At 59.4% G+C, this 23,682-nt stretch carries 21 protein-coding genes; all 21 read left to right on the top strand.

Features of this window, described 5'->3' with window-relative positions:
* The 21 genes from flgJ (at nucleotide 1) to ACEN8Z_RS10300 (ending at nucleotide 23,591) form a co-directional block, all read left to right on the top strand.
* Nucleotides 1-1,287 (top strand): flagellar assembly peptidoglycan hydrolase FlgJ, encoded by a 1,287-nt coding sequence (gene flgJ, locus ACEN8Z_RS10200; RefSeq protein WP_495597544.1) that lies wholly within the window; start codon nucleotides 1-3, stop codon nucleotides 1,285-1,287.
* 23 nt (nucleotides 1,288-1,310) lie between these two features.
* Entirely contained in the window at nucleotides 1,311-3,323 is a 2,013-nt protein-coding gene (gene flgK, locus ACEN8Z_RS10205) for a flagellar hook-associated protein FlgK (protein ID WP_495597545.1), read from the top strand.
* A gap of 13 nt (nucleotides 3,324-3,336) precedes the next feature.
* Nucleotides 3,337-4,926 carry a flagellar hook-associated protein 3 gene (locus tag ACEN8Z_RS10210; protein WP_495597546.1) on the top strand — a complete coding sequence of 530 codons (1,590 nt, stop codon included), beginning with the start codon at nucleotides 3,337-3,339 and terminating at the stop codon, nucleotides 4,924-4,926.
* 313 nt (nucleotides 4,927-5,239) lie between these two features.
* Nucleotides 5,240-6,169, top strand: coding sequence for a ketoacyl-ACP synthase III (locus ACEN8Z_RS10215; RefSeq protein WP_008001793.1), 930 nt, complete (start codon nucleotides 5,240-5,242; stop codon nucleotides 6,167-6,169).
* 251 nt (nucleotides 6,170-6,420) lie between these two features.
* Nucleotides 6,421-7,854: a flagellin N-terminal helical domain-containing protein gene (locus ACEN8Z_RS10220; protein ID WP_495597547.1), complete on the top strand. Its 1,434-nt coding sequence runs from the start codon at nucleotides 6,421-6,423 to the stop codon at nucleotides 7,852-7,854.
* A 73-nt stretch (nucleotides 7,855-7,927) separates the two neighbouring features.
* Entirely contained in the window at nucleotides 7,928-8,278 is a 351-nt protein-coding gene (locus tag ACEN8Z_RS10225) for a flagellar protein FlaG (protein ID WP_495597548.1), read from the top strand.
* A gap of 81 nt (nucleotides 8,279-8,359) precedes the next feature.
* The gene (fliD, locus tag ACEN8Z_RS10230; protein ID WP_495598110.1) at nucleotides 8,360-9,745 is read left to right on the top strand and encodes a flagellar filament capping protein FliD; all 1,386 of its coding nucleotides are present in this window, start codon (nucleotides 8,360-8,362) and stop codon (nucleotides 9,743-9,745) included.
* A 155-nt stretch (nucleotides 9,746-9,900) separates the two neighbouring features.
* Nucleotides 9,901-10,290: a flagellar export chaperone FliS gene (fliS, locus tag ACEN8Z_RS10235; protein WP_495597549.1), complete on the top strand. Its 390-nt coding sequence runs from the start codon at nucleotides 9,901-9,903 to the stop codon at nucleotides 10,288-10,290.
* Between the two features lie 24 nt (nucleotides 10,291-10,314).
* Nucleotides 10,315-10,611, top strand: coding sequence for a flagellar protein FliT (gene fliT / locus ACEN8Z_RS10240; protein WP_442096843.1), 297 nt, complete (start codon nucleotides 10,315-10,317; stop codon nucleotides 10,609-10,611).
* Between the two features lie 173 nt (nucleotides 10,612-10,784).
* Nucleotides 10,785-12,260, top strand: coding sequence for a sigma-54 dependent transcriptional regulator (locus ACEN8Z_RS10245; protein WP_495597550.1), 1,476 nt, complete (start codon nucleotides 10,785-10,787; stop codon nucleotides 12,258-12,260).
* A gap of 128 nt (nucleotides 12,261-12,388) precedes the next feature.
* Nucleotides 12,389-13,594, top strand: coding sequence for a sensor histidine kinase (locus ACEN8Z_RS10250; RefSeq protein ID WP_495598111.1), 1,206 nt, complete (start codon nucleotides 12,389-12,391; stop codon nucleotides 13,592-13,594).
* Between the two features lie 5 nt (nucleotides 13,595-13,599).
* Complete coding sequence (locus ACEN8Z_RS10255; RefSeq protein ID WP_495598112.1) at nucleotides 13,600-14,985, top strand: sigma-54-dependent transcriptional regulator; 1,386 nt, start codon at nucleotides 13,600-13,602, stop codon at nucleotides 14,983-14,985.
* A gap of 243 nt (nucleotides 14,986-15,228) precedes the next feature.
* Nucleotides 15,229-15,555: a flagellar hook-basal body complex protein FliE gene (gene fliE / locus ACEN8Z_RS10260; protein WP_495597551.1), complete on the top strand. Its 327-nt coding sequence runs from the start codon at nucleotides 15,229-15,231 to the stop codon at nucleotides 15,553-15,555.
* A gap of 16 nt (nucleotides 15,556-15,571) precedes the next feature.
* A complete protein-coding gene (gene fliF / locus ACEN8Z_RS10265) occupies nucleotides 15,572-17,359 on the top strand; it encodes a flagellar basal-body MS-ring/collar protein FliF (protein WP_495597552.1) in 1,788 nt (595 codons plus the stop codon).
* Nucleotides 17,352-18,371 carry a flagellar motor switch protein FliG gene (gene fliG, locus ACEN8Z_RS10270; RefSeq protein WP_008001771.1) on the top strand — a complete coding sequence of 340 codons (1,020 nt, stop codon included), beginning with the start codon at nucleotides 17,352-17,354 and terminating at the stop codon, nucleotides 18,369-18,371. Before fliF ends, fliG begins: the two co-directional genes overlap by 8 nt.
* Nucleotides 18,372-18,375: 4 nt before the next feature.
* Nucleotides 18,376-19,173, top strand: coding sequence for a flagellar assembly protein FliH (fliH, locus tag ACEN8Z_RS10275; RefSeq protein ID WP_495597553.1), 798 nt, complete (start codon nucleotides 18,376-18,378; stop codon nucleotides 19,171-19,173).
* Nucleotides 19,163-20,521 (top strand): flagellar protein export ATPase FliI, encoded by a 1,359-nt coding sequence (gene fliI / locus ACEN8Z_RS10280; protein WP_108231385.1) that lies wholly within the window; start codon nucleotides 19,163-19,165, stop codon nucleotides 20,519-20,521. The genes fliH and fliI overlap by 11 nt, the downstream gene beginning before the upstream one ends.
* 6 nt (nucleotides 20,522-20,527) lie before the next feature.
* On the top strand, nucleotides 20,528-20,977 hold the full coding sequence (fliJ, locus tag ACEN8Z_RS10285) for a flagellar export protein FliJ (protein WP_102699429.1): 450 nt from the start codon (nucleotides 20,528-20,530) through the stop codon (nucleotides 20,975-20,977).
* Between the two features lie 212 nt (nucleotides 20,978-21,189).
* Nucleotides 21,190-21,498: an STAS domain-containing protein gene (locus ACEN8Z_RS10290; RefSeq protein WP_108231295.1), complete on the top strand. Its 309-nt coding sequence runs from the start codon at nucleotides 21,190-21,192 to the stop codon at nucleotides 21,496-21,498.
* A 5-nt stretch (nucleotides 21,499-21,503) separates the two neighbouring features.
* Entirely contained in the window at nucleotides 21,504-23,210 is a 1,707-nt protein-coding gene (locus tag ACEN8Z_RS10295) for an ATP-binding SpoIIE family protein phosphatase (RefSeq protein WP_495597554.1), read from the top strand.
* Nucleotides 23,211-23,240: 30 nt separating this feature from the next.
* Nucleotides 23,241-23,591 (top strand): Hpt domain-containing protein, encoded by a 351-nt coding sequence (locus tag ACEN8Z_RS10300; protein WP_495597555.1) that lies wholly within the window; start codon nucleotides 23,241-23,243, stop codon nucleotides 23,589-23,591.
* Nucleotides 23,592-23,682: the final 91 nt, after the last annotated feature.

Consider the following 23,682-nt stretch of genomic DNA (forward strand, 5'->3'; position numbering starts at 1 on the left):
GTGGATATGCGCAAGAGCGGTCTGGTCAGCAGCAGCGATTCGGGCTCCTATTCGGACCTCAATCGTCTGAATCAGCTCAAGGTCGGCGACAAGAACAGCGACGGCAACCTGCGCAAGGTGGCGCAGGAGTTCGAATCGCTGTTCCTCGGGGAAATGCTCAAGTCGATGCGCTCGGCCACCGAGGCGCTGGGGCAGGACAATCCGATGAACACCCCGGCGGCCAAGCAGTATCAGGAAATGTACGACCAGCAGTTGGCCGTTTCCATGTCCCGCGAGGGCGGTGGTATTGGCCTGGCAGACGTGCTGATGCGCCAGATGTCGAAGAACAAACCGCTGGCCCCGGGTGAAGCCGCCGCAGCGTCTCTGGCCAAGCAAGAGGCTGCGAAAGCGGCCGTGCAAACGCCGGTGGCGGCCGGCACGGTGGCAATCAATGGGCCGCTGTCGCGAGTCAACGGGCAGCGTCCGTTGTGGGCTTCGCGCTCGGTCCATGCGCCGCAGGAGGCGGGTGAGGGTGGTCATCGCAATGACATGGCGCTGATCAATCAGCGACGCCTGGCATTGCCGCCGAAGCTGGCTGATCGGTTGTTGGCAGGGCTGGTGCCTTCGGCGACGACCACGGCTACGACGGTCAACAAAACGCAATTGCCAGAGCGTACGACGACCACCGGCTCGGGGGCTCTGTACAACGGCGACTGGCTGGCGAACGCGCAGCAGGCTGCCGGCGGTGGCATGCAGATTTACGGTCGCGCCATGGCGCAGATTCCTCTGGCGCCGGCGAAGAAAGCCTTCAATTCCGCCGACGATTTCGTCAACACCATGTTGCCGATGGCCAGGGAAGCGGCGGCCCGGATTGGTGTCGATCCACGTTACCTGGTGGCCCAGGCGGCCCTGGAAACCGGTTGGGGCAAATCGGTCATGCGCCAGCAGGACGGCAGCAGCAGCCACAACCTGTTCGGCATCAAGGCCGGCAACAGTTGGCAGGGCAATTCGGCGCGGGCGATCACCAGCGAATTCAGAAACGGGCAGATGGTCAAGGAGACGGCGCAGTTCCGTTCCTACGACTCTTACAAGGACAGCTTCCACGACCTTGTGACTTTGCTGCAGACCAATAATCGCTATCAAGATGTCGTGAAGTCGGCCGATAACCCAGAACAGTTTGTACGCGAGTTGCAGAAGGCCGGTTACGCAACCGACCCGGACTACGCAAGCAAGATTTCGCAGATAGCCAGGCAGATGACGAGTTACCAGAACTACGCTGCGGCGGGCGTTTCCACCACGCCTTTATAGGCACAAGGTATAAGGTCTGAACCATGAGTTTGCTCAATATCGGGATGTCGGGGCTGTCCGCCAGCCACGCTTCGTTGGTGACTACCGGTAATAACATTTCCAACGTCGATACCGTCGGGTACTCGCGCCAACAAACTGTACAGGGCACCAAAGGCTCTATTCAGTACGGCAATGTGTTCATCGGCACCGGCACGACGCTGGCCGATGTGCGTCGGGTGTACAACAGCTACCTCGATGCACAGTTGCAGACCACTACTTCGCTCAACGGGGATGCGCAGGCTTATCTGGGGCAGGCCACTCAGGTGGACAAACTGCTGTCCGACAGTGGCACCGGCATCACCAAAACACTGCAGTCGTTCTTCTCGTCGTTGCAGACGCTGTCCGCCAGCTCCAACGACAACGCTGCACGCCAGGCGCTGTTGACCAATGCCCAGGGCTTGAGCAGCCGCTTCAACGCCATGTCCCAGCAGTTGACGCAACAGAACACCTACATCAACGATCAGTTGGGCTCGATGGCCGAACAGGTCAACAAGCTGGCATCGACTGTCGCGGCGTACAACAAGAGAATCAGTGAAGTCAGCAGTTCGAGTGGCACGCCCAACGAACTGCTGGACCAGCGCAACGAAACCATTCGCCAGCTCAACGAGCTGGTCGGCACTCAGGTCACCGAAACCGAAGGCCGGCTGGATATCTACCTGGGTAGCGGCCAGCCGTTGGTTGTCGGCGACACGGTCAATAAATTGCGCATGGCGGCAGACCCGACCGACCCGACCCGTTCCTCGATCATCATGGATCGTGGCAGTTCGTCGATCGACATCACGGGCGTGATGAGCGGCGGCCAGATGGGTGGGCTGTTGCGCTATCGCTCTGAAGTGCTGACGCCGGCGGTCAATAGCCTGGGTCGCATCGCCATGGTTGTGGCGGATCAGGTCAACAAGCAGTTAGGGCAGGGCCTGGACCAGAATGGCAACTTCGGCGCGGCGCTGTTCAACAACATCAACAGCGCGGCGGCCGTCAGTCAGCGCAGCATCGCCAGTGCGAACAACAACCCGGCCTCCGGCAACCTGAACGTCACGATCACGGACACCAGCAAGCTGCAGGCCAGTGACTATCAGGTGTCCATCACGGCCACGGGCTACAACGTGCGTCGCTTGTCGGATAACACCGACATGGGCAACTTCGCTTTCGCAACACCTCCTGCTGCTGATCCGGTCATCGATGGCTTCAGCCTGAGCCTGAACGCAGGTTCGGTAACCGCCGGCGACAGCTTCAAGATTACCCCGACGCGCAGCTCCGCCGCGGACATGACCACGGTCATGACCGATGCCAAAACCCTGGCCACGGCCGCTCCGCTGAGCTCTTCCAAAGCCTCGGGCAATGACGGCACCGGTGCTGTCAGTCAGCCGAAACTGAACACTGCCCTGGATATCTACGATCCGGTCCAGCGTCTGGAAGTGCAGACGGCGGTCAAGGCATCGATGCCGGTTCGCATGCTCATGACCAGCGCCACGGCCTATGAAGTGTTCGACGCCAAGGGCAACAGCATCGGTACCGGCAACATCGTGCCAGGCCAGAACAACGACCTGAACATTGCCGTGCCTTACACCGATGCCGGCGGCAATGCCAAAACCTTCAGTGTGGGGATGACCGTCAGCGGCAGCCCGGCTTCGGGCGACAGTTTCAACATTTCCATGACCGCGGCCGGCAGCACCGACAACCGCAACGCTTCTGCCTTGCTCGGTCTGCAAACCAAGGCAACGGTGGGTGCCACTGCCACTAGCCCGGGTGTGAGTTTTACCGAAGCTTATGGTGGCCTGGTGTCAAGCGTTGGCTCCCAGACCAAGCAGGCCCAGATGGACGGTACGGCTACTGACACCATCCTGACCGGGGCGCGAAACGCCCGTGACTCGCTGTCGGGGGTCGATCTCGATGAAGAGGCCGGTAACCTGACCAAGTTTCAGCAGTACTACACGGCGTCTTCGCAGATCATCAAGACTGCGCAGGAAATTTTCAGCACTCTGATCAATGCCCTTTAAGGAGCCGTAGAACATGCGCATTTCTACAGCACAGTATTACGCGACGACGGCTGCCAACTACTCTCGTAACCTCAATAACGTGATGAAGACGGCCGAGCAGGCCAGCAGCGGCATCAAGCTTGAGACGGCGGCAGATGATCCGGTCGGCGCAGCCCGCCTTCTGCAACTTGAGCAGCAAAAAGCCATGTTGGGTCAGTACACCACCAACATCAACGCGTTGAACACGGCTCAAGCGCAAGAAGAGAGCGTGCTGGACAGCATCAACAACGTGCTGCAGAAAGTCAGCGAGTTGGCGGTACGTGCCGGTGGCGGTTCGTTGAATGACGATGACCGTAAATCCATTGCCGCAGAACTCAAACAATCCGAAGAGCAGTTGCTGAGCTTGATGAACAGCAAGGACGCCAACGGCAAGTACATCTTCTCCGGCGCCAGCAACAATACTCAGCCGTTTGTGCGCAACAGTGACGGCACCTACAGCTATCAGGGTGACCAGACTCAGCTGGAGCTGAAGATCGGTGACTCGATGTCGCTGGGCCTGAACGATACCGGTTGGGACGTTTTCCAGCAGGCGATCAACGCCGCTCGCAGTTCGACCACCATGCTCACGCCACCCGTCGATGATGGACGCGTCAGTCTGTCGCCAGGCCTGGTGAGCTCCGGTCCGGCCTTCGATGCGAACTTCCGCGGCGGCGAGCCTTACAAGTTGCAGTTCACCAGCAGCACCCAGTTCGTGATCACCGATGCCACCGGCGCCGACAGGACTGCCGAGGCGACTGGCGGAGGGGTGTTCGACCCGAATGCCAAGGGCGGCTCCGACATCAACTTCCGTGGCGTGACGTTCAAACTGGACATCACTCCCCAGGCTGGCGATAACGCCACCAACATCGATGGCTTCATCGCCACTCACAGTTTCGAGTTGTCGGCCAAGCCGGACAGCTTCGTCAGCAACCGTGCCCCGAGCAACGGATCGACGGTTGTCGTGAGCAATGCAACGGTGAGCAACGCCGCTGATTACAACAGCTTTTTCCCTGAAGGCGGGGCGGTCCTGAAGTTCACCGGTCCCGGGACCTTCGATCTGTACGCCCGTCCGTTGACCGGCAGCAGCACGCCGGTAACCTCAGGGACCGTGGTGGCTGGCGTGGCGACAGCGGCCGGTGTCGACTTTACCCTGAGTGGCGGCACGCCTCCCGGCGTGCTCAATTCGGGTGATCAGTTCGATATCGCGGTCAATACGCACCAGACTCAGAGCGTACTCGACACCATCAGCCAGCTGCGTTCGGCGCTCGACGCGCCGGCCCAGGGCAACCCGACCGCGCAGCGTTTTCTGGAAGACACGCTGGCTTCGGCCATTGCCAACCTGAACAACGGCAAGAATCAGGTCGATCTGGCGCGTGGCGCGATCGGTGCCCGGGGCAATGTGATGGACATGCAGACGGACCAGAACTCCAGCGCCAGCCTGATCAACGAATCGACGGGTAACTCGATCAAGAATGCCGACCCGGCGGAAGTGCTGACGCGTCTGACCTTGCAGCAAACCATGCTGCAGGCCGCGCAACTGGCCTTCGCCAAGGTTTCCCAGTTGAGCCTGTTCAACAAGCTTTGAGTCGGTCTTGACGGCTCGCGGCCAGCCCCTGTCACAGGGGGCTGGCTTTTTTTTTGCTTTTTTTGGGGGTAGAGCGAGGCGGGGCGGGGCGGGATCTGGACCACAAAATCAAATAAAGCGGTGAACTCTGAGTGACCCGTCAGTCAAAACGCGCATCTTCACTGTATCCTGTCTGCGGGCGGTGAAGGTGGCGGGCTGTTCAAGGTGTTTTTCTTGAGCCCCGATGTTGCCTCCTCTGGGGCCAGGCCCTGACTGTAGACGCCCTCGATTCAGCGAGCGGCGATGTTTAGCTGTTTATTATTGGGAAGCCATAATGATTGGCATAAAAAATATAGCGAGTTACGTGCCTGCAGCCGGGATTGATAATTACGCCCAGGGTGCAAAGTTCGACAAGGACGAAACCTTTATCCTTGGCAAAATCGGTTCTGCGTTTTTGCCGCGCATGGATGCTGATCAGGAAACTTCCGATTTGTGTGTCGAAGCAGCCAATGCGCTGTTCGCCGCCAGTCCAGAACTCAAGCGTGATTCCATTGACTGCTTGATCGTCGTCACCCAGAACGGTGATGAAGAAGGGTTGCCGCACACCGCCGCAATCGTTCAGGACAAGCTGGGCTTGCCGACCCATGTCGCCGCTTTCGATATTTCCCTCGGTTGTTCCGGTTACGTGTACGGCATCTATGCGATCAAAGGCTTCATGGAAGCGGCAGGGCTGAAAAATGGCCTGCTGATCACCGCCGATCCTTATTCGAAGATCGTCGACCCGGAAGACCGCAACACCACGATGCTGTTCGGCGATGCCGCTACCGCCACCTGGATGGGCGAAAACGCTGTCTGGCAGCTCGGCAAGTCGAAGTTCGGCACTGACGGTTCCGGTGCGCCGCATCTGAAAGTCTCTGACGGTGTGTTCTTCATGAATGGTCGTCAGGTGTTCAACTTTGCCTTGTTGAAAGTCCCGGCGCACCTGCATGAGTTGCTGGATGAGTCCAATCTGCAAGCGCAGGATATCGATGCCTTCTGCATTCACCAGGGCAGTGCGGCCATCGTCGATGCCGTGGCGCGCCGCTTTGAAGAAGGTGATCCGGAGAAGTTCGTCAAGGACATGCTCGAAACCGGTAATACCGTCTCGTCGAGTATTCCGCTGCTGTTGCAGAACCACGTGTTCGATTCCAAGTGGACCCGTGTGGCCATCAGCGGCTTCGGTGTAGGCCTGTCGTGGGGCTCGGCGATTCTTTATCGCGGCTGACCGGCTCGGTCGCAGTGGCAATAAAAAACGCCCGGAAATTTACATTTCCGGGCGTTTTGCGTTTTTCTGACGCCAGCTTTCTGGCTCCAATGCCTTGAAAATAAAGGGCTGGCACCCTGCCACTAAAAAATTCAAAAAAACCCCTCAAGCAAAGCCTCATCACGACGATAACTATTACGTAGGTTCTCTAGGCCACACCAGGCGGTAGCCAGGGCCGGAAGCCGCAGTATCCATCCAACGAGGATTTCGTCATGGCTTTAACCGTAAACACCAACCTTGCTTCCTTGACCGTTCAGAACAACCTGAACAAAGCTTCCGGCAATCTGCAAACTTCGATGCAGCGCCTGTCCTCCGGCCTGCGTATCAACAGCGCTAAAGACGACGCTGCCGGCCTGCAGATTTCCAACCGTCTGACCAGCCAGATCAACGGCCTGGGCGCGGCTATCAAGAACGCCGGTGACGGTATCTCCATCGCGCAAACGGCTGAAGGCGCGATGCAGGAATCCACCAACATCCTGCAAAAAATGCGTACTCTGGCTCTGGCTTCCGCGAACGGCTCGCCAAGCGATGACGACCGTAAGTCGAACAACGCCGAATACTCTGCATTGACCGCTGAACTGACCCGTATTGCTACCACCACTACCTTCGGTGGTCGTAACCTGCTGGACGGCTCCTTCGGTACTACCCAATTCCAAGTGGGCGCCAACGCCAACCAGACCATCAACATGACTCTGGGCGACGTATCGGCCAACAACATCGGCTCCCAGCAGCTGAAAAGCCTGGCGATCGCGCCGAGCGCAACCGGTGTAGCTGGTGGCGCCGTGACTCTCGTTGGTGGTGGCCAGACCGCAAACTTCACCATTGCAGCAGGTGATTCGGCCAAGACTACCGCTTCGCAAATCAACAAAGCCGCTGTGGGTGGCGTGACCGCGACTGCCAGCACTGAAGCCCAATTCACTGTCAACAGTGCTGCAATCACTACTAGCGCCAACTTCACCGTTAAAGTAGGCAGCGGTACCGCGGTGAGCATAGTGGGTGTGACCAACACCGGTGAACTGGCTGACCAACTGAAATCCAACGCCGCCAAACTGGGCATCAGCGTTAACTACGATGCCAAGGCTGGTACCCTGTCGGTTAAATCCGATACCGGTGAGAACATCACTCTGGACAACGGTGACGCAGATGCAATCGCCGGTATCTCGGTTGCAGCCAAAGACGGTTCCGGTGTCTATGGTACTCCAGCTGCTGCCCTTGCTGGCCCTCTGCAGATCACTGGTGCGGTTTCCCTGAACTCCGCCAACAGCTACTCGATGAGCGGTGCGGGTGTGACCGGCCTGTTCAATGCTGGTACTGCTGCCAGCTCGGTTAAAACCACTGTTGCCGCCACTGACGTTACCACTGCAGCCAACGCTCAGAACGCGATCGACGTGATCAGCCAGGCTATCTCGGCCATCGACTCCCAGCGTGCTGACCTCGGTGCGGTACAAAACCGTTTCGACAGCACCGTGGCCAACCTGCGCTCCATCTCGGACAACTCCACTTCTGCTCGTGGCGTGATCCAGGACGTTGACTTCGCAGCAGAAACTGCTCAGCTGACCAAGCAACAAACCCTGCAACAGGCTTCCACCGCGATCCTGTCTCAGGCTAACCAGCTGCCATCGGCTGTGCTGAAGCTGCTGGGTTGATTCCGGCGCTTGGTAACTGACGGAAGGGCGCGTTTACGCGCCCTTTTGTTTTTTCATGATGAGGAGATCAGGCATGGACATGAGCGTCAAGTTGAACCTGTCTTATCCCGCCGTTGCCCCACAAAGCGCAACGCCAATTGTTACGGATAAAAAGGATCAGCCCAAGGCTGAAGCCGTTGCGTCATCGGGCACCGAGCCCAAGCGCGAAGATCTGGAAAAGGCTGTGACCGATATTCAGGAGTTCGTCCAGGCTGCCCAGCGCAATCTGGATTTCTCCATTGATGACTCCACTGGCCGGGTCGTGGTCAAGGTCATCGCCACCGAAACGGGGCTGGTGATTCGTCAGATCCCGTCGGAAGCTGCACTAAAACTGGCCCAAAGCCTGTCGGACGCCAGTAGTTTGTTGTTTGACAGCAAAGTCTGAACTGGCATGAATTTTGTTGCTGTCGCTGTTTAAGATGTTTGCGGTCAAGAAAACGGCAGCCACTGGATAAGGAGAGAGATGATGGCGGGTACATCGGTCAGCGGTATTGGTTCGAACATCGATACCCAGGCGATTGTGAAGTCTTTGGTGGACTCCGAAAGAGCGCCAAAACAGACGCAAATCAACAATCAGACGCTGAAAGCGACCACCTCGCTGTCGTCGATCGGCAAAATCCAGGCGGCGCTGGATGCTTTCCGTGGCGCGTTGGATAACATGAAAACCACCGCTAGCTTCAGCGGGTTGAGCGGTACGTCCTCCGATGAAAAAGTGGCCACGGTGACCACCGGTAACGGTGCGGCGGCGGGCAATTTTTCGCTGTTGGTCACCCAGTTGGCAACGGCATCGAAACTTTCCACCAAGGTCTACGCCGACGGCGCTTCCTCGGTGGTCAATGCCGGGGCGGTGCCGTCCACGCTGAGCATCAAGCAGGGCACTGACACCTTCGACGTCAGCATTCCTGCCGGCGCGACGTTGCAGCAGGTGCGCGACTCGATCAACTCCCAGTATGCGAACCAGGGTTTGAGTGCCAACATCCTGACCGATGCCAACGGTTCTCGAATGGTGTTGACGTCCAGTAAAACCGGCGTCGGTTCGGACCTGACCCTGTCGGGCAGCTCCGGTCTGGAATCCGGCACCTCGGTCCTCGCCACGCCGCAGAATGCCAAGTACACGCTTGACGGCGTGGCGATGGAGTCGAAGAGCAACACCATTGCCGATGCCGTGAGCGGTATTACGCTGAAATTGACAGGGGTTTCTCCGGTCCCGTCTGGCGGCGGTGCGGCAACACCAACCACTATCACCGTGTCGGCCGACACTACGACGCTGAAGTCTTCGGTCAAGGGGTTTGTCGACACCTATAACGCGCTGATCAAGGCTGCCAACACTGAGACCCAGGTCACGACCAATGCCGATGGTTCGTTGACGACAGGTGCGCTCACGGGCGACGCGTCGCTGCGTTCGTTGCTATCGTCGGTACGTACCGAATTGAACGCCATGGGTGGCACCGGTCAGATGAAATCCCTCGCTCAGTTTGGTGTCGAGACCGACCAGAAGACCGGATTGCTGTCGATCGACGATAAAGTGTTCAGTGCTGCGGCAAAGACCAATGCCGCCGATATCAACGGGATCTTTTCGGGCGATACCGGTTTGCTTGCGCGCATGAAGTCCGCCACTGACAGCTTCGCGCAAAAAACTACCGGGGTTTTTGCCGCGCGTTCGGCGAGTTTGAGCGATAGCCTGAACGACCTGAAGAAGCAGCAGGACACCCTCAATGAGCGGATGACCAGCCTGCAAACAAGTCTGACCGCCAAGTACACTGCGATGGACTCCCTGGTAGCCAGGCTGCGCGCTCAGAGCGACAGCATCATGACCACGCTCAATGCGCTGAACAATCCGAAGTCGGACTGATCTGGATCAGGCATAAAAAACCCAGGCAGTCTGTAATGACAGTACCTGGGTTTTTTCTTGGGTAGCGGGTCTGCGTTAAAGTTATGTGTCGACCAGTCGACATAAAGATCAGAGCCTTCCCAATTTCAAGCTGTTGTCTGTCACGAGGTAGAAACATGAACCCCATGAGAGCCCTTCGCCAATATCAGAAGGTCAATTCCCATGCCCAGATCTCTGAAGCCAACCCCCATCGCCTGGTGCAGATGCTGATGGAGGGCGGGCTGGACCGCATGGCCCAGGCCAAAGGCGCGATGGAGCGGGGCGACATCGCACTCAAGGGGTTGATGGTGGGTAAGGCCGTGGACATCATCATCGGCCTGCGTGATGGCTTGAACCCGGAAAAGACTGAAGATCCGGCTTCGCTGCAACAGCTCGACAACTTGTACGCCTACATGATGACCCGTCTGATGGAAGCCAATCGCGATAACAACGCGGCGATCATCGACGAGGTATCGGGTTTGCTTGAAACCCTGAAAAGCGGTTGGGATGCAATTGCCAATCAATAGGCCCGAGGGCCTGAGGATGACGTCATGAGTCAAGCACTGCGGCGCATAGAGGAAACCCGCGAAGCCCTGATCGACGCCCTGGCGGAGCGTAACTGGGATGCCATCGGCGAACTGGATGCGGCCTGTCGTGAGTGCGTCGACGAGGTGCTCAGTGAAGCGCCGATCGACGAAGACGCGGTGCGGAGCAATCTGGAAGGGTTGTTGGTGGTGTACAAAGAGTTGCTGACGGCGACAATGGGCGAGCGTCAGGCGATAGTCGAAGAGATGTCGCAGATCAACCAAGCACAAAAGGCATCAAAGGTTTACCATCTGTTTGGTTAATTAACCCCAAGTTAATCCAGACATAGTGCGCCATAAATTTGACTGTGCACGGTTTTTTGACTTAACTAGTGGCTGGTTCCAGATTTCAGTCGTCTTCAGGCATAACGTGTCTGCAAGCGTCTAGCTTGCCCCAACATTTTGGGCATTGAGTTGACTAGGGAAGTTGCTATTGCATGTGGCGTGAAACCAAAATTCTGCTGATTGATGACGATAGCGTCCGCCGCCGCGACCTGGCGGTGATTTTGAATTTTCTCGGCGAAGAAAATTTACCCTGCGGTAGCCATGACTGGCAGCAGGCTGTCGGTTCTTTGTCGTCAAGTCGTGAAGTAATCTGTGTCCTGATCGGGACGGTCAATGCTCCTGGTACACTTCTGGGCTTGTTAAAGACACTCTCGACCTGGGATGAGTTCCTTCCGGTTTTGCTGATGGGCGATAATTCTTCCATTGACCTGCCGGAAGACCAGCGCCGTCGAGTGCTTTCGACCCTCGAAATGCCGCCCAGCTACAGCAAGTTGCTCGACTCGCTGCACCGTGCCCAGGTCTATCGCGAGATGTACGACCAGGCCCGCGAGCGCGGTCGTCATCGCGAACCCAACCTTTTCCGCAGTCTTGTCGGCACCAGCCGGGCGATTCAACACGTCCGCCAGATGATGCAACAAGTCGCCGATACCGATGCCAGCGTGCTGATCCTCGGGGAGTCCGGCACCGGCAAGGAAGTGGTTGCGCGCAACCTGCATTACCATTCCAAGCGCCGCGAAGCGCCGTTCGTGCCGGTCAACTGCGGGGCGATCCCGGCGGAGTTGCTGGAAAGCGAATTGTTCGGTCATGAGAAGGGCGCCTTCACCGGTGCGATCACCAGTCGCGCCGGTCGATTCGAGCTGGCCAATGGTGGCACCCTGTTCCTCGATGAAATCGGCGACATGCCGCTGCCGATGCAGGTCAAGTTGCTGCGCGTATTGCAGGAGCGCACCTTCGAGCGCGTGGGCAGCAACAAGACCCAGAGCGTCGACGTGCGCATCATTGCGGCGACCCACAAGAATCTCGAAAGCATGATCGAGATCGGCACCTTCCGCGAAGACTTGTACTACCGCCTGAATGTGTTCCCGATCGAGATGGCGCCGCTGCGTGAGCGCGTCGAAGACATTCCGCTGCTGATGAACGAGCTGATCTCGCGCATGGAGCACGAGAAGCGCGGTTCGATCCGCTTCAACTCGGCGGCGATCATGTCGCTGTGCCGTCATGGCTGGCCAGGCAACGTCCGCGAACTGGCCAACCTGGTGGAGCGCATGGCGATCATGCATCCGTACGGCGTGATCGGCGTGGTCGAATTGCCGAAGAAGTTCCGCTACGTCGACGATGAAGACGAGCAAATGGTCGACAGTCTGCGCAGCGATCTGGAAGAGCGCGTGGCCATCAACGGTCATGCGCAAGACTTCACGGCCAATGCCCTGTTGCCTCCGGAAGGCCTGGACCTGAAGGACTACCTCGGTGGTCTGGAGCAGGGGTTGATTCAGCAGGCACTGGATGACGCCAATGGCATTGTGGCGCGCGCGGCCGAGCGGCTTCGTATCCGTCGTACCACGCTGGTGGAAAAGATGCGCAAGTACGGCATGAGCCGTCGAGATGGAGATGAACAGGCGGATGATTGACGCCTGTTTTCCAATCCATTCATTTATAAGAAGTTTTTTTTAGGCACGGGTATTGCTACGTCCCTCGCAACGTTCCGTTTCACTGACGGTCAGCCAAGCGAGAGAACACGATGCCCCCATCCGCCCAGATATCGCCTGCCTCAGATGCTTTTGGGGATGCTTCGCGGCAATCGTCGTCCGTAGAGCAGGCGAGCCGGCTTGGCCTTGAGCAGGCATTCGCGCTGTTCAATCAGATGTCGAGCCAGTTGACCGACTCCTACAGCATGCTTGAAGCCCGGGTCACCGAGCTCAAGGGTGAATTGGCGGTGGTCAGCGCTCAGCGCATGCAGGAGCTGGCGGAAAAAGAACGCCTGGCCAACCGCCTGCAAAACCTCCTCGATCTGTTACCTGGTGGTGTCATCGTCATAGACGCCCAGGGCATCGTGCGCGAAGCCAATCCGGCGGCGTGCGAGTTGTTGGGGCTGCCGCTGGAAGGTGAATTGTGGCGTCACGTCATTGCCCGCTGTTTTGCGCCTCGCGAAGACGATGGTCATGAAGTCTCCCTCAAGGATGGTCGGCGTCTGTCGATCGCCACGCGCTCGCTGGACGCCGAGCCCGGCCAGTTGGTGTTGCTCAACGACCTGACTGAAACCCGCCATCTGCAGGATCAACTGGCCCGCCATGAGCGTCTGTCGTCGCTGGGGCGCATGGTCGCTTCGTTGGCTCATCAGATACGTACGCCATTGTCCGCCGCGTTGCTGTACGCCAGTCATTTGACCGAGCAAGCGCTGCCGGTCGCTACCCAGCAGCGTTTTGCCGGGCGCCTCAAGGAGCGCCTGCACGAGTTGGAACACCAGGTGCGCGACATGCTGGTGTTCGCCCGGGGCGAGTTGCCACTGACCGACCGCGTGACACCCGGTCAATTGATGCAGTCGTTGCAAGCGGCAGCACTGACCCACGTGCAGGATCTGCCGATCCGCTGGCAGTGCGACAGTCATTCGGGGGAGTTGCTGTGCAATCGCGATACGCTGGTCGGCGCGATCCTCAACCTGATCGAAAACGCCATTCAGGCCAGTGCAGGCCAATTGCGCCTCAAGATTCATCTCTACACCCGCGGCAACAACCTGCGCCTGTGCGTCAGTGACAGTGGCTCGGGTATCGATGCGGCCGTTCTGGCGCGATTGGGCGAACCCTTTTTTACCACCAAGACCACCGGCACAGGTCTTGGCCTGACCGTGGTCAAGGCGGTGGCGCGTGCTCATCAGGGAGAATTGCAGCTGCGTTCGCGGCTCGGTCGCGGCACTTGCGCGCAGGTGATCCTGCCGCTGTTCAGCAACGCTCAAGGAGCGGAATGACACTGATGGGTATCAAGGTTCTGTTGGTCGAGGACGACCGCGCGTTGCGCGAGGCACTGGCTGATACGCTGTTGCTCGCTGGGCACGATTACAAGGCGGTGGGGTCGGCGGAGGAGGCGTTGGCTGCCGTCGGCGCCGAAGCCTTCAGCCTGGTGGTCAGCGACGTCAACATGCCGGGCATGGACGGCCACCAGTTGCTGGGCATGCTGCGAGCGCGGCAGCCGCAATTGCCGGTGTTGTTGATGACGGCTCACGGTGCGGTCGAGCGTGCGGTCGATGCGATGCGCCAGGGCGCCGCGGATTATCTGGTCAAGCCATTCGAGCCCAGGGCGTTGCTCGATCTGGTGGCGCGTCATGCCCTGGGCAATCCTGGCCTGGCCGAGGGTGAGGGGCCGGTAGCCTTCGAGCCGGCGAGCGCGCAGTTGCTCGAACTGGCGGCGCGGGTCGCACGCAGCGATTCCACGGTGTTGATCTCGGGCGAGTCGGGCACGGGCAAGGAAGTGCTGGCGCGTTACATCCATCAGCATTCTCCTCGCGCCAGCCAGCCGTTCATTGCGATCAACTGCGCGGCGATCCCGGACAACATGCTCGAAGCGACCTTGTTCGGTCACGAGAAGGGCTCCTTCACCGGTGCGATTGCCGCGCAAGCCGGCAAGTTCGAGCAGGCCGACGGCGGCACCCTCCTGCTCGACGAAATTTCCGAAATGCCCTTGGGGCTCCAGGCCAAATTGCTGCGCGTGCTGCAAGAGCGCGAGGTCGAAAGGGTTGGGGCGCGCAAACCGATCACACTGGATATTCGCGTGGTCGCAACCACCAATCGCGACCTGGCGGGTGAGGTGGCGGCGGGGCGCTTCCGCGAAGATCTCTATTATCGCCTGTCGGTGTTTCCCCTGGCCTGGCGTCCGTTGCGCGAGCGCACCGCCGACATCCTGCCGCTGGCCGAGCGTCTGCTGGCCAAGCACGTCAATAAAATGAAGCATGCGGCTGCCAGATTGTCGCCCGAGGCCCAGGCGTGCCTGATCGGTTATCCATGGCCGGGTAACGTGCGCGAACTGGACAACGCGATTCAGCGTGCGCTGATTCTGCAGCAGGGTGGCTTGATCCAGCCACAGGATTTCTGCCTGGCCGGGTCGGTGACTTGCGCGCCATTGCCGGCATTGGCGCAGGCTTCGGTGCGTCCTGTGGAAGTCGAGTCCGAGTCGGTCGGTGCGCTGGGGGATGACCTGCGTCGCCGTGAGTTCCAGATGATCATCGATACCCTGCGCGCCGAGCGCGGTCGCCGCAAGGAGGCGGCCGAGCGCCTGGGTATCAGCCCGCGGACCCTGCGCTACAAGCTGGCGCAGATGCGCGATGCCGGAATGGATGTGGAAGCTTACTTGTTCTCCACCTGATCCTGTTCCTATTCCTGTAGGGGCGAGCTCTGCTCGCGATGGACTCAAGAGCGCCGCGTTTTTCCTGCAATCCCGCGTTATCGTTAACGACCATCGCGAGCAGGGCTCGCTCCTACATAGATCGGAATGAAGCTCAAGACGGGCTTTTGTATGACTCAGCCACGGAGCTGGCACCCTTGTTGCTAACACTCACTACCCGCCGAGTGAGTGTCAAAAAATTGCGGGTCGTCAAAGAGAGAAACCATGAGCCAAGGTATTGAATTCAATCGGTTGATGCTGGATATGCGCACCATGCAGATGGATGCCATGTCTGCGCCGAAGTCGGCTGCCGTCCCTGAAGTGTCGGGCAGCAGCTTTTCCGACATGCTCGGTCAGGCCGTCAATAAAGTGAACGACACCCAACAGGCTTCCACTCAATTGGCCAGTGCTTTCGAAATCGGCAAAAGCGGCGTCGACCTGACAGACGTAATGATTTCCTCGCAGAAGGCCAGTGTGTCATTCCAGGCGTTGACCCAGGTGCGCAACAAGCTGGTTCAGGCCTACCAAGACATCATGCAGATGCCGGTTTAAAGGACGAGATTGAGTCATGGCAGAAGCAGTCGCCGATAACGTTCCGGCCAAGGCCACTCCGATAGACGGTAAGCCGCCGCTGTTCGGGTTGTCCTTCCTGGAAAACCTTTCCGAGATGACCATGTTGCGTCAGGTGGGCCTGTTGGTCGGCCTGGCTGCGAGCGTGGCGATTGGTTTTGCCGTGGTGTTGTGGTCTCAACAGCCGGACTACCGGCCTCTGTACGGCAGCCTTGCCGGCATGGACGCCAAGCAGGTCATGGAGACCCTGGCCTCCGCCGATATTCCGTACACCGTCGAACCCAATTCCGGTGCCTTGCTGGTCAAGGCCGATGACCTGTCCCGTGCGCGGCTCAAGCTCGCGGCTGCTGGTGTCACTCCCAGCGATGGCAACATCGGTTTTGAAATTCTCGACAAGGAACAGGGGCTGGGCACTAGTCAGTTCATGGAGGCTACGCGTTATCGTCGCGGCCTAGAAGGCGAACTGGCCCGCACCATTTCCAGCCTGAACAACGTCAAGGGTGCCCGCGTGCACCTGGCGATCCCGAAAAGTTCGGTATTCGTGCGCGACGAACGCAAGCCCAGCGCTTCGGTCCTGGTTGAACTCTATTCCGGTCGCTCCCTCGAACCAGGCCAGGTCGTGGCCATCATCAACCTGGTGGCGACCAGCGTTCCCGAACTCAGCAAGTCGCAGATCACAGTCGTCGACCAGAAGGGCAACCTGCTCTCGGATCAGGCGGAAAACTCCGAACTGACCATGGCCGGCAAGCAGTTCGACTACAGCCGTCGCATGGAAAGCATGCTCACCCAGCGTGTGCACAACATCCTGCAGCCGGTGCTGGGCAACGATCGTTACAAGGCCGAAGTCTCGGCCGACGTGGATTTCAGCGCCGTCGAGTCGACTTCCGAGCAGTTCAATCCGGACCAGCCTGCCCTGCGCAGCGAACAGTCGGTCAACGAACAGCGTACCGCCAGCAACGGCCCGCAAGGTGTGCCAGGGGCGTTGAGCAACCAGCCACCGTCGCCGGCCTCCGCGCCACAAACCACCGGTGGCGCCACCGCGTCGGCCGGCATGGTGCAGCCAGGCCAGCCGCTGATCGATGCGAACGGCCAGCAAATCATGGACCCGGCCACCGGTCAGCCAATGCTCGCACCGTACCCGGCGGACAAGCGCCAACAATCGACCAGGAACTTCGAGCTCGATCGTTCCATCAGCCATACCAAACAGCAACAGGGGCGATTGAATCGCCTGTCGGTGTCGGTCGTCGTTGATGACCAGGTCAAGATCAACCCGGCCAATGGCGAAACCACCCGTGCGCCGTGGAGCGCCGATGAATTGGCGCGCTTCACTCGTCTGGTTCAGGATGCGGTCGGCTTCGATGCCAGCCGTGGAGACAGTGTCAGCGTGATCAACATGCCGTTCTCCGCCGAGCGTGGTGAAGTGATTGCCGATATTCCGTTCTACTCCCAGCCGTGGTTCTGGGACATCGTCAAGCAAGTGCTGGGTGTGCTGTTCATCCTGGTGCTGGTGTTCGGCGTGCTGCGTCCGGTGCTCAACAACATCACCGGTGGCGGCAAAGGCAAGCAGTTGGCTGGTATCGGTAGTGACGTCGAGCTGGGCGGCATGGGCGGTCTGGATGGCGAGTTGGCCAACGACCGCGTCAGCCTCGGCGGCCCGCAAAGCATTCTGCTGCCGAGCCCGAGCGAAGGCTATGACGCTCAGTTGAACGCAATCAAGAGTCTGGTGGCAGAAGATCCGGGTCGTGTGGCCCAGGTCGTGAAAGAGTGGATTAACGCAGATGAGTGATAACCGAGCCGTTGCCGCCAAACTGTCCAAGGTCGACAAGGCCGCCATCCTGTTGCTGTCCCTGGGCTCCACCGACGCGGCCCAGGTGCTGCGCCACATGGGCCCGAAAGAGGTTCAGCGCGTGGGTGTGGCCATGGCCCAGATGGGGAATGTGCACCGCGAGCAGGTCCAGCAGGTGATGAGCGAGTTCGTCGATATCGTCGGCGACCAGACCGGCCTGGGTGTCGGCTCAGACGACTATGTGCGCAAAATGCTCACCCAGGCTTTGGGCGAAGACAAGGCCAACGGCCTGATCGACCGCATCCTGCTCGGTGGCAACACCAGCGGCCTCGACAGCCTGAAGTGGATGGAACCGCGCGCCGTCGCCGATGTGATCCGATATGAGCACCCGCAGATCCAGGCGATCGTGGTGGCGTATCTTGATCCGGACCAGGCCGGTGAAGTGCTTGGCAACTTCGACCACAAGGTTCGACTGGACATCATCCTGCGGGTCTCCTCGCTGAACACCGTACAGCCAGCGGCCCTGAAAGAGCTCAACCAGATTCTCGAGAAACAGTTCTCCGGCAATTCGAATGCCTCGCGCACCACCCTGGGTGGCATCAAGCGTGCGGCGGACATCATGAACTTCCTTGACAGCTCGATCGAAGGCCAGTTGATGGACTCGATCCGCGAAGTCGACGAAGACCTGTCCGGTCAGATCGAAGACCTCATGTTCGTCTTCAACAACCTGGCCGATGTCGACGACCGCGGGATCCAGGCGCTGCTCCGCGAGGTGTCTTCCGACGTGCTGGTACTGGCCCTCAAGGGGTCGGACGAAGGCGTCAAGGAGAAGATCTTCAAGAACATGTCCAAGCGTGCGGCCGAACTGTTGCGCGACGATCTGGAAGCCAAGGGCCCGGTGCGCGTCAGCGACGTGGAAACCGCGCAGAAGGAAATCCTCACCATCGCCCGCCGTATGGCCGAAGCCGGAGAAATCGTTCTCGGCGGCAAAGGCGGCGAGGAAATGATCTAACACCATGGTCAAGAATGATGACGCACCCACTGACCTGATCCGGGCCAGGGATGTCAGTGGCTTCGATACCTGGGCGCTGCCCAGTTTCGACCCGCCGGAACCCGAGCCGGAACCGGAGCCTGAGCCCGAGCCGCCGGAGATGGAGGAAGTGCCGCTGGAGGAAGTCCAGCCACTGACCCTCGAAGAACTCGAAAGCATTCGCCAGGAAGCCTACAACGAAGGCTTCGCGGTGGGCGAGAAAGAAGGTTTCCACAGCACCACGCTCAAGGTTCGCCAGGAAGCGGAAGTAGCGCTGGCTGCCAAGATCGCCGGTCTGGAGCAACTGATGGCGCACCTGTTCGAGCCCATCGCCGAACAGGACACCCAGATTGAAAAGTCATTGGTCGACCTCGTGCAGCACATCACCAAACAGGTGATTGAGCGCGAACTGGCAATCGATTCGACGCAGATCCAGCATGTCATGCGTGAAGCCCTCAAGCTCCTGCCGCTGGGCGTGGGCAATGTACGGCTGTACATCAATCCGCAGGATTTCGAACAGGTCAAAGCCCTGCGTGAGCGCCATGAGGAAACCTGGCGCATTGTCGAGGACGAGTCGCTGCTGCCTGGCGGTTGCCGGGTCGAGACGGAACACAGCCGCATCGACGCCACGGTTGAAACCCGCATCGCGCGGGTGATGGACAAGCTGTTCGATCAGTTGCACGAACAAGCATTGCACCCGGCCACGCCGGACTTGAGCCTGGAACTGCCGATCGACAGCAAACCGGTTACCGGGCCAGAACCGGATGCGCCTGATGCGCCTTGAACGCACCAGTTTCGCCAAGCGCCTGGGCAGTTATGCCGAGGCCACGGAGCTTGCCGGTGCGCCGATCCTTGAGGGCCGCTTGCTACGCATGGTCGGCCTGACCCTCGAAGCCGAGGGCCTGCGCGCTGCCATGGGCAGCCGTTGCATGGTCATCAACGACGACAGTTATCACCCGGTGCAGGTCGAAGCCGAAGTCATGGGCTTTTCCGGCAGCAAGGTTTTTCTGATGCCGGTCGGCAGTGTCGCCGGTATCGCCCCTGGCGCTCGGGTCGTTCCCCTGTCGGATAGCGGTCGCTTGCCGATGGGTATGAGCATGCTCGGGCGGGTGCTCGATGGCGCCGGTCGTGCACTGGACGGCAAGGGCGGGATGAAGGCCGAGGACTGGGTGCCGATGGACGGCCCGACCATCAACCCGCTCAAGCGTGAGCCGATCAGCGAGCCGCTGGACGTCGGTATTCGTTGCATCAATGGCATGTTGACGGTCGGTCGTGGTCAGCGCCTTGGTCTGTTCGCCGGTACCGGCGTGGGTAAATCGGTGTTGCTGGGGATGATGACGCGCTTCACCGAGGCCGACATCATCGTCGTCGGGCTGATCGGTGAGCGGGGTCGTGAGGTCAAGGAATTCATCGAGCATATTCTCGGTGAAGAAGGCCTCAAGCGTTCAGTAGTGGTGGCGTCCCCGGCGGACGATGCGCCGCTGATGCGTCTGCGCGCCGCCATGTATTGCACACGAATCGCCGAATATTTCCGCGATAAGGGCAAGAATGTCCTGTTGCTCATGGACTCCCTGACCCGTTTCGCCCAGGCCCAGCGGGAAATCGCCCTGGCCATCGGCGAGCCACCGGCGACCAAGGGCTATCCGCCGTCGGTATTCGCCAAGCTGCCGAAACTGGTGGAGCGGGCCGGCAACGCGGAGAAGGGCGGTGGTTCGATCACCGCGTTCTACACCGTGTTGTCCGAAGGCGACGACCAGCAGGACCCGATTGCCGACTCGGCGCGGGGCGTACTCGATGGACATATCGTGTTGTCCCGGCGCCTGGCCGAGGAAGGGCATTACCCGGCCATTGATATCGAGGCGTCCATCAGCCGGGTGATGCCGGCAGTGGTATCGCCGGAACACATGACCCGTGCGCAGTACTTCAAGCAACTGTGGTCGCGTTATCAGCAAAGCCGCGACCTGATCAGTGTTGGCGCCTATGTCGCGGGCGGCGACCGTGAGACCGACCTGGCGATTTCCCTGCAACCGCAATTGGTCAAGTACCTGCGCCAGGGCCTCAACGACAGCATCAGCCTGGGCGAAAGCGAAGCGTATCTCGCCTCGATCTTCGCGCCGGCGGCAGGCGGTTAAGCGGTCATGGCCCAGAGTCGGGCAGGAAGGCTGGCGCCGGTGGTGGAAATGGCCGAAAAGGCAGAGAAAACCGCAGTCCAGCGCCTGGGGCATTTTCAAGGACAGGTTCGCCTGGCGGAAAGCAAGCTCGCTGACCTCGAAGCCTTTCGTCTCGACTATCAGGAACAATGGATCGTGCGCGGCAGTGGCGGCGTCTCGGGCCAATGGCTGCTGGGTTATCAGGGCTTTCTCGCGCAGCTTGGCACGGCCATCGACCAGCAGCGGCAAAGCCTGGCCTGGCATCAGAACAACCTGAACAAGGCCCGGGAAACCTGGCAACAGGCGTTTGCCCGGGTCGAAGGCTTGCGCAAACTGGTTCAGCGCTATGCCGATGAGGCGCGGGCGCTTGAAGACAGGCGCGAACAGAAATTGCTGGATGAATTGTCCCAGCGCTTGCCGCGGCAGGATCAGTATTGAATTGAATCAGGTGGACCGCGTTATCGTTCATCGCGGGCAAGCCACGCTCCCACAGGTTTTTCGCCAACTTTGAAATGGCGCAAATCCTGTGGGAGCGTGGCTTGCCCGCGAAAGCGATCTCGCTGACTCCACATGTTTCCAGCCTTGCCCCAACCTCTACCAACTGCTAAACCTTGTACAAGCAGGTTTACCAATGACAAGGAAGCCATGACATGCCAGTTGTTACAGAAGTCTCACCCGATGGGCGAAAGCTGACGATCTCGGTCAAGGGGCGTTTCGATTTCGCCAAGCATCAGGAGTTTCGTGAGTCTTATGAGCGCCCCGACGGCAAGTTGCCGAGTTCGATAGTCGTCGATTTGAAAGACGCGACCTATCTGGACAGCTCGGCCCTGGGCATGCTGCTCTTGCTGCGCGATCATGCCGGTGGCGACGACTCCGATGTGCGCGTCGTCAACAGCAGTACCGATGTGCGCAAAATCCTCGCCATCTCCAACTTCGACAAACTGTTCGACATCAGTTGATTGTCATGCAGCCACTGGAGCCGCTGACGATCCTGATTGCCGAGGACAGCGCCGCCGATCGCCTGCTGTTGTCGAGCATCCTGCGCCGCCAGGGGCACGAAGTGCTGACGGCGGCCAACGGCGCCGAAGCGGTCGACGCGTTTCGCCGGCAACAACCGCACATGGTGTTGATGGATGCGATGATGCCGGTCATGGACGGTTTCGAGGCGGCCCGGCAAATCAAGGTCCTGGCCGGGGAAACCCTGGTGCCGATCATCTTCCTCACATCGTTGTCCGAAAGCGAAGCCCTGGCTCGTTGTCTGGAGGTCGGCGGTGACGACTTTCTGGCGAAACCCTATAACCAGGTGATCCTCGCTGCCAAGATCAAGGCCATGGATCGCTTGCGGCGGCTGCAGGATACCGTGCTGCAACAGCGTGACCAGATCGCCAGGCATCACGATTACCTGCTCAACGAGCAGCGCGTGGCCAAGGCTGTTTTCGACAAGGTGGCGCACTCCGGCTGCCTGACTGCCGCTCCGAATATCCGTTATCTGCAATCGCCCTATGCGCTGTTCAACGGCGACCTGCTGCTGGCCGCGTTCACGCCGGCCGGAGACATGCACGTGCTACTGGGCGACTTCACCGGCCACGGCTTGCCGGCGGCGGTGGGCGCCATGCCCTTGGCCGAAGTCTTTTACGGGATGACCGCCAAGGGTTACGGCCTGGCAGAAACCCTGCGCGAGATGAATGCCAAGCTCAAGCGCATCCTGCCGGTGGACATGTTCTGTTGTGCCACGTTGTTGTGCCTGAGTTTTCAGCGTCGTTCGGTGGAAGTCTGGAACGGCGGAATGCCGGATGGTTACCTGCATCGCATAGCCAGTGGTGAGCGCACGCCTCTGCCGGCGCGGCACCTGCCTTTGGGGGTGCTGAGCCCGGAATCCTTCGATGAGCGTACCGAGGTGTTTCCCATGGCGCTCGGGGATCGGGTGTTTCTCCTGTCCGATGGCGTGATCGACACCTGCGACGCCAATGATCAGTTGTTTGGCGTGCAGCGATTGCAGCAGGTGTTTGCCGCCAATCGCCAGCCGGCTGCGCTGTTCGAAGAGATCGAACAAGCGCTGCGTCATTTCGGCGGAGAAGCACGCGACGATGTCAGCATGGTCGAAATCAGCTTGCTGGAGCCGGCGCAGATCACTCCACCGGCATTGGTCTACTCCGACAGCGGCCAGTCCTGTCCGCTGGACTGGTCGGTGAGTTTCGAGTTTCGCGCCGCCACGCTCAAGCGATTCAATCCGTTACCCTACCTGTTGCAATTGCTGCTTGAGGTCCATGGCCTTCGGGCGCAGAGCGGAGCGCTCTACAGTGTGCTGGCGGAACTCTATTCCAATGCGCTGGAGCATGGCGTACTGGGACTGGATTCGAGCCTCAAGCGCGATGCCTCGGGGTTTGCGCGGTATTATCAAGAGCGCAATACCCGGCTGGACGAGCTGCAGGAAGGCTATGTTCGGTTGCATTTTCAGGTGACGCCAACAGACGACGGCGGTTGCCTGACGATTCACATCGAAGACAGCGGCAAGGGTTTTGATGTCGAGCGGGTGATGGCAAGGCCTGTGGATGACATCCGCCTGTCGGGACGTGGGGTCAGTCTGATCCGCCAGTTCGGGCGTAATGCCCGCTGGACCGACGATGGTCGAAGTGCACGCGTGGAGTTTGTCTGGGAGGCTCAGGCATAATCCGCGCATTCTTGATCAAGGAGTGAACAAGTGGACGACACACATGTGGATCGCGACGTACTGAGTGCATTACAGGAAGTGATGGAAGACGCCTATCCGGATCTGCTGGATGTCTTTCTTGCGGATTCCGAAGAGCGCCTGAAAGTCCTGAGAGCGGCTGACAGTGCCGCATTGCTCATTGAAACCGCCCATAGCTTCAAAGGCAGCTGCAGCAACATGGGCGCACTCAGGCTGACCGAGCTATGCCATCAACTTGAACAGCAGGCCAAAGATTTGCCATGGGCCGCCGTTCAGGAACTGGTCCGTGAAATCGACCGCGAATTCGCCGGAATCCGACCTCTGTACGAAGCTGAACGACAGCGTTGCCCGGCGAAAATCTGAGTACTCGCTGCGTTTTATCTCCTTCGAGTGAAACTGGCTCGACCTTTGCAGTTAATTCATTCAACTGTACTTACGAGCCCCGTGCAGCGGA

The sequence above is a fragment of the Pseudomonas sp. Pseusp10 genome (assembly GCF_059492225.1).

Excerpts from the sequence above, each read along its gene's own strand:
- ACEN8Z_RS10295 (WP_495597554.1), top strand. The coding sequence starts at position 21,504 with ATGCAGCCACTGGAGCCGCTGACGATCCTGATTGCCGAGGACAGCGCC.
- fliF (WP_495597552.1), top strand. The coding sequence starts at position 15,572 with ATGGCAGAAGCAGTCGCCGATAACGTTCCGGCCAAGGCCACTCCGATA.
- fliS (WP_495597549.1), top strand. The coding sequence starts at position 9,901 with ATGAACCCCATGAGAGCCCTTCGCCAATATCAGAAGGTCAATTCCCAT.
- fliJ (WP_102699429.1), top strand. The coding sequence starts at position 20,528 with ATGGCCCAGAGTCGGGCAGGAAGGCTGGCGCCGGTGGTGGAAATGGCC.
- ACEN8Z_RS10290 (WP_108231295.1), top strand. The coding sequence starts at position 21,190 with ATGCCAGTTGTTACAGAAGTCTCACCCGATGGGCGAAAGCTGACGATC.
- fliG (WP_008001771.1), top strand. The coding sequence starts at position 17,352 with ATGAGTGATAACCGAGCCGTTGCCGCCAAACTGTCCAAGGTCGACAAG.
- ACEN8Z_RS10215 (WP_008001793.1), top strand. The coding sequence starts at position 5,240 with ATGATTGGCATAAAAAATATAGCGAGTTACGTGCCTGCAGCCGGGATT.
- ACEN8Z_RS10225 (WP_495597548.1), top strand. The coding sequence starts at position 7,928 with ATGGACATGAGCGTCAAGTTGAACCTGTCTTATCCCGCCGTTGCCCCA.
- fliE (WP_495597551.1), top strand. The coding sequence starts at position 15,229 with ATGAGCCAAGGTATTGAATTCAATCGGTTGATGCTGGATATGCGCACC.
- flgK (WP_495597545.1), top strand. The coding sequence starts at position 1,311 with ATGAGTTTGCTCAATATCGGGATGTCGGGGCTGTCCGCCAGCCACGCT.
- ACEN8Z_RS10245 (WP_495597550.1), top strand. The coding sequence starts at position 10,785 with ATGTGGCGTGAAACCAAAATTCTGCTGATTGATGACGATAGCGTCCGC.
- fliI (WP_108231385.1), top strand. The coding sequence starts at position 19,163 with ATGCGCCTTGAACGCACCAGTTTCGCCAAGCGCCTGGGCAGTTATGCC.
- ACEN8Z_RS10220 (WP_495597547.1), top strand. The coding sequence starts at position 6,421 with ATGGCTTTAACCGTAAACACCAACCTTGCTTCCTTGACCGTTCAGAAC.
- fliT (WP_442096843.1), top strand. The coding sequence starts at position 10,315 with ATGAGTCAAGCACTGCGGCGCATAGAGGAAACCCGCGAAGCCCTGATC.
- ACEN8Z_RS10255 (WP_495598112.1), top strand. The coding sequence starts at position 13,600 with ATGGGTATCAAGGTTCTGTTGGTCGAGGACGACCGCGCGTTGCGCGAG.
- ACEN8Z_RS10210 (WP_495597546.1), top strand. The coding sequence starts at position 3,337 with ATGCGCATTTCTACAGCACAGTATTACGCGACGACGGCTGCCAACTAC.
- fliH (WP_495597553.1), top strand. The coding sequence starts at position 18,376 with ATGGTCAAGAATGATGACGCACCCACTGACCTGATCCGGGCCAGGGAT.
- fliD (WP_495598110.1), top strand. The coding sequence starts at position 8,360 with ATGGCGGGTACATCGGTCAGCGGTATTGGTTCGAACATCGATACCCAG.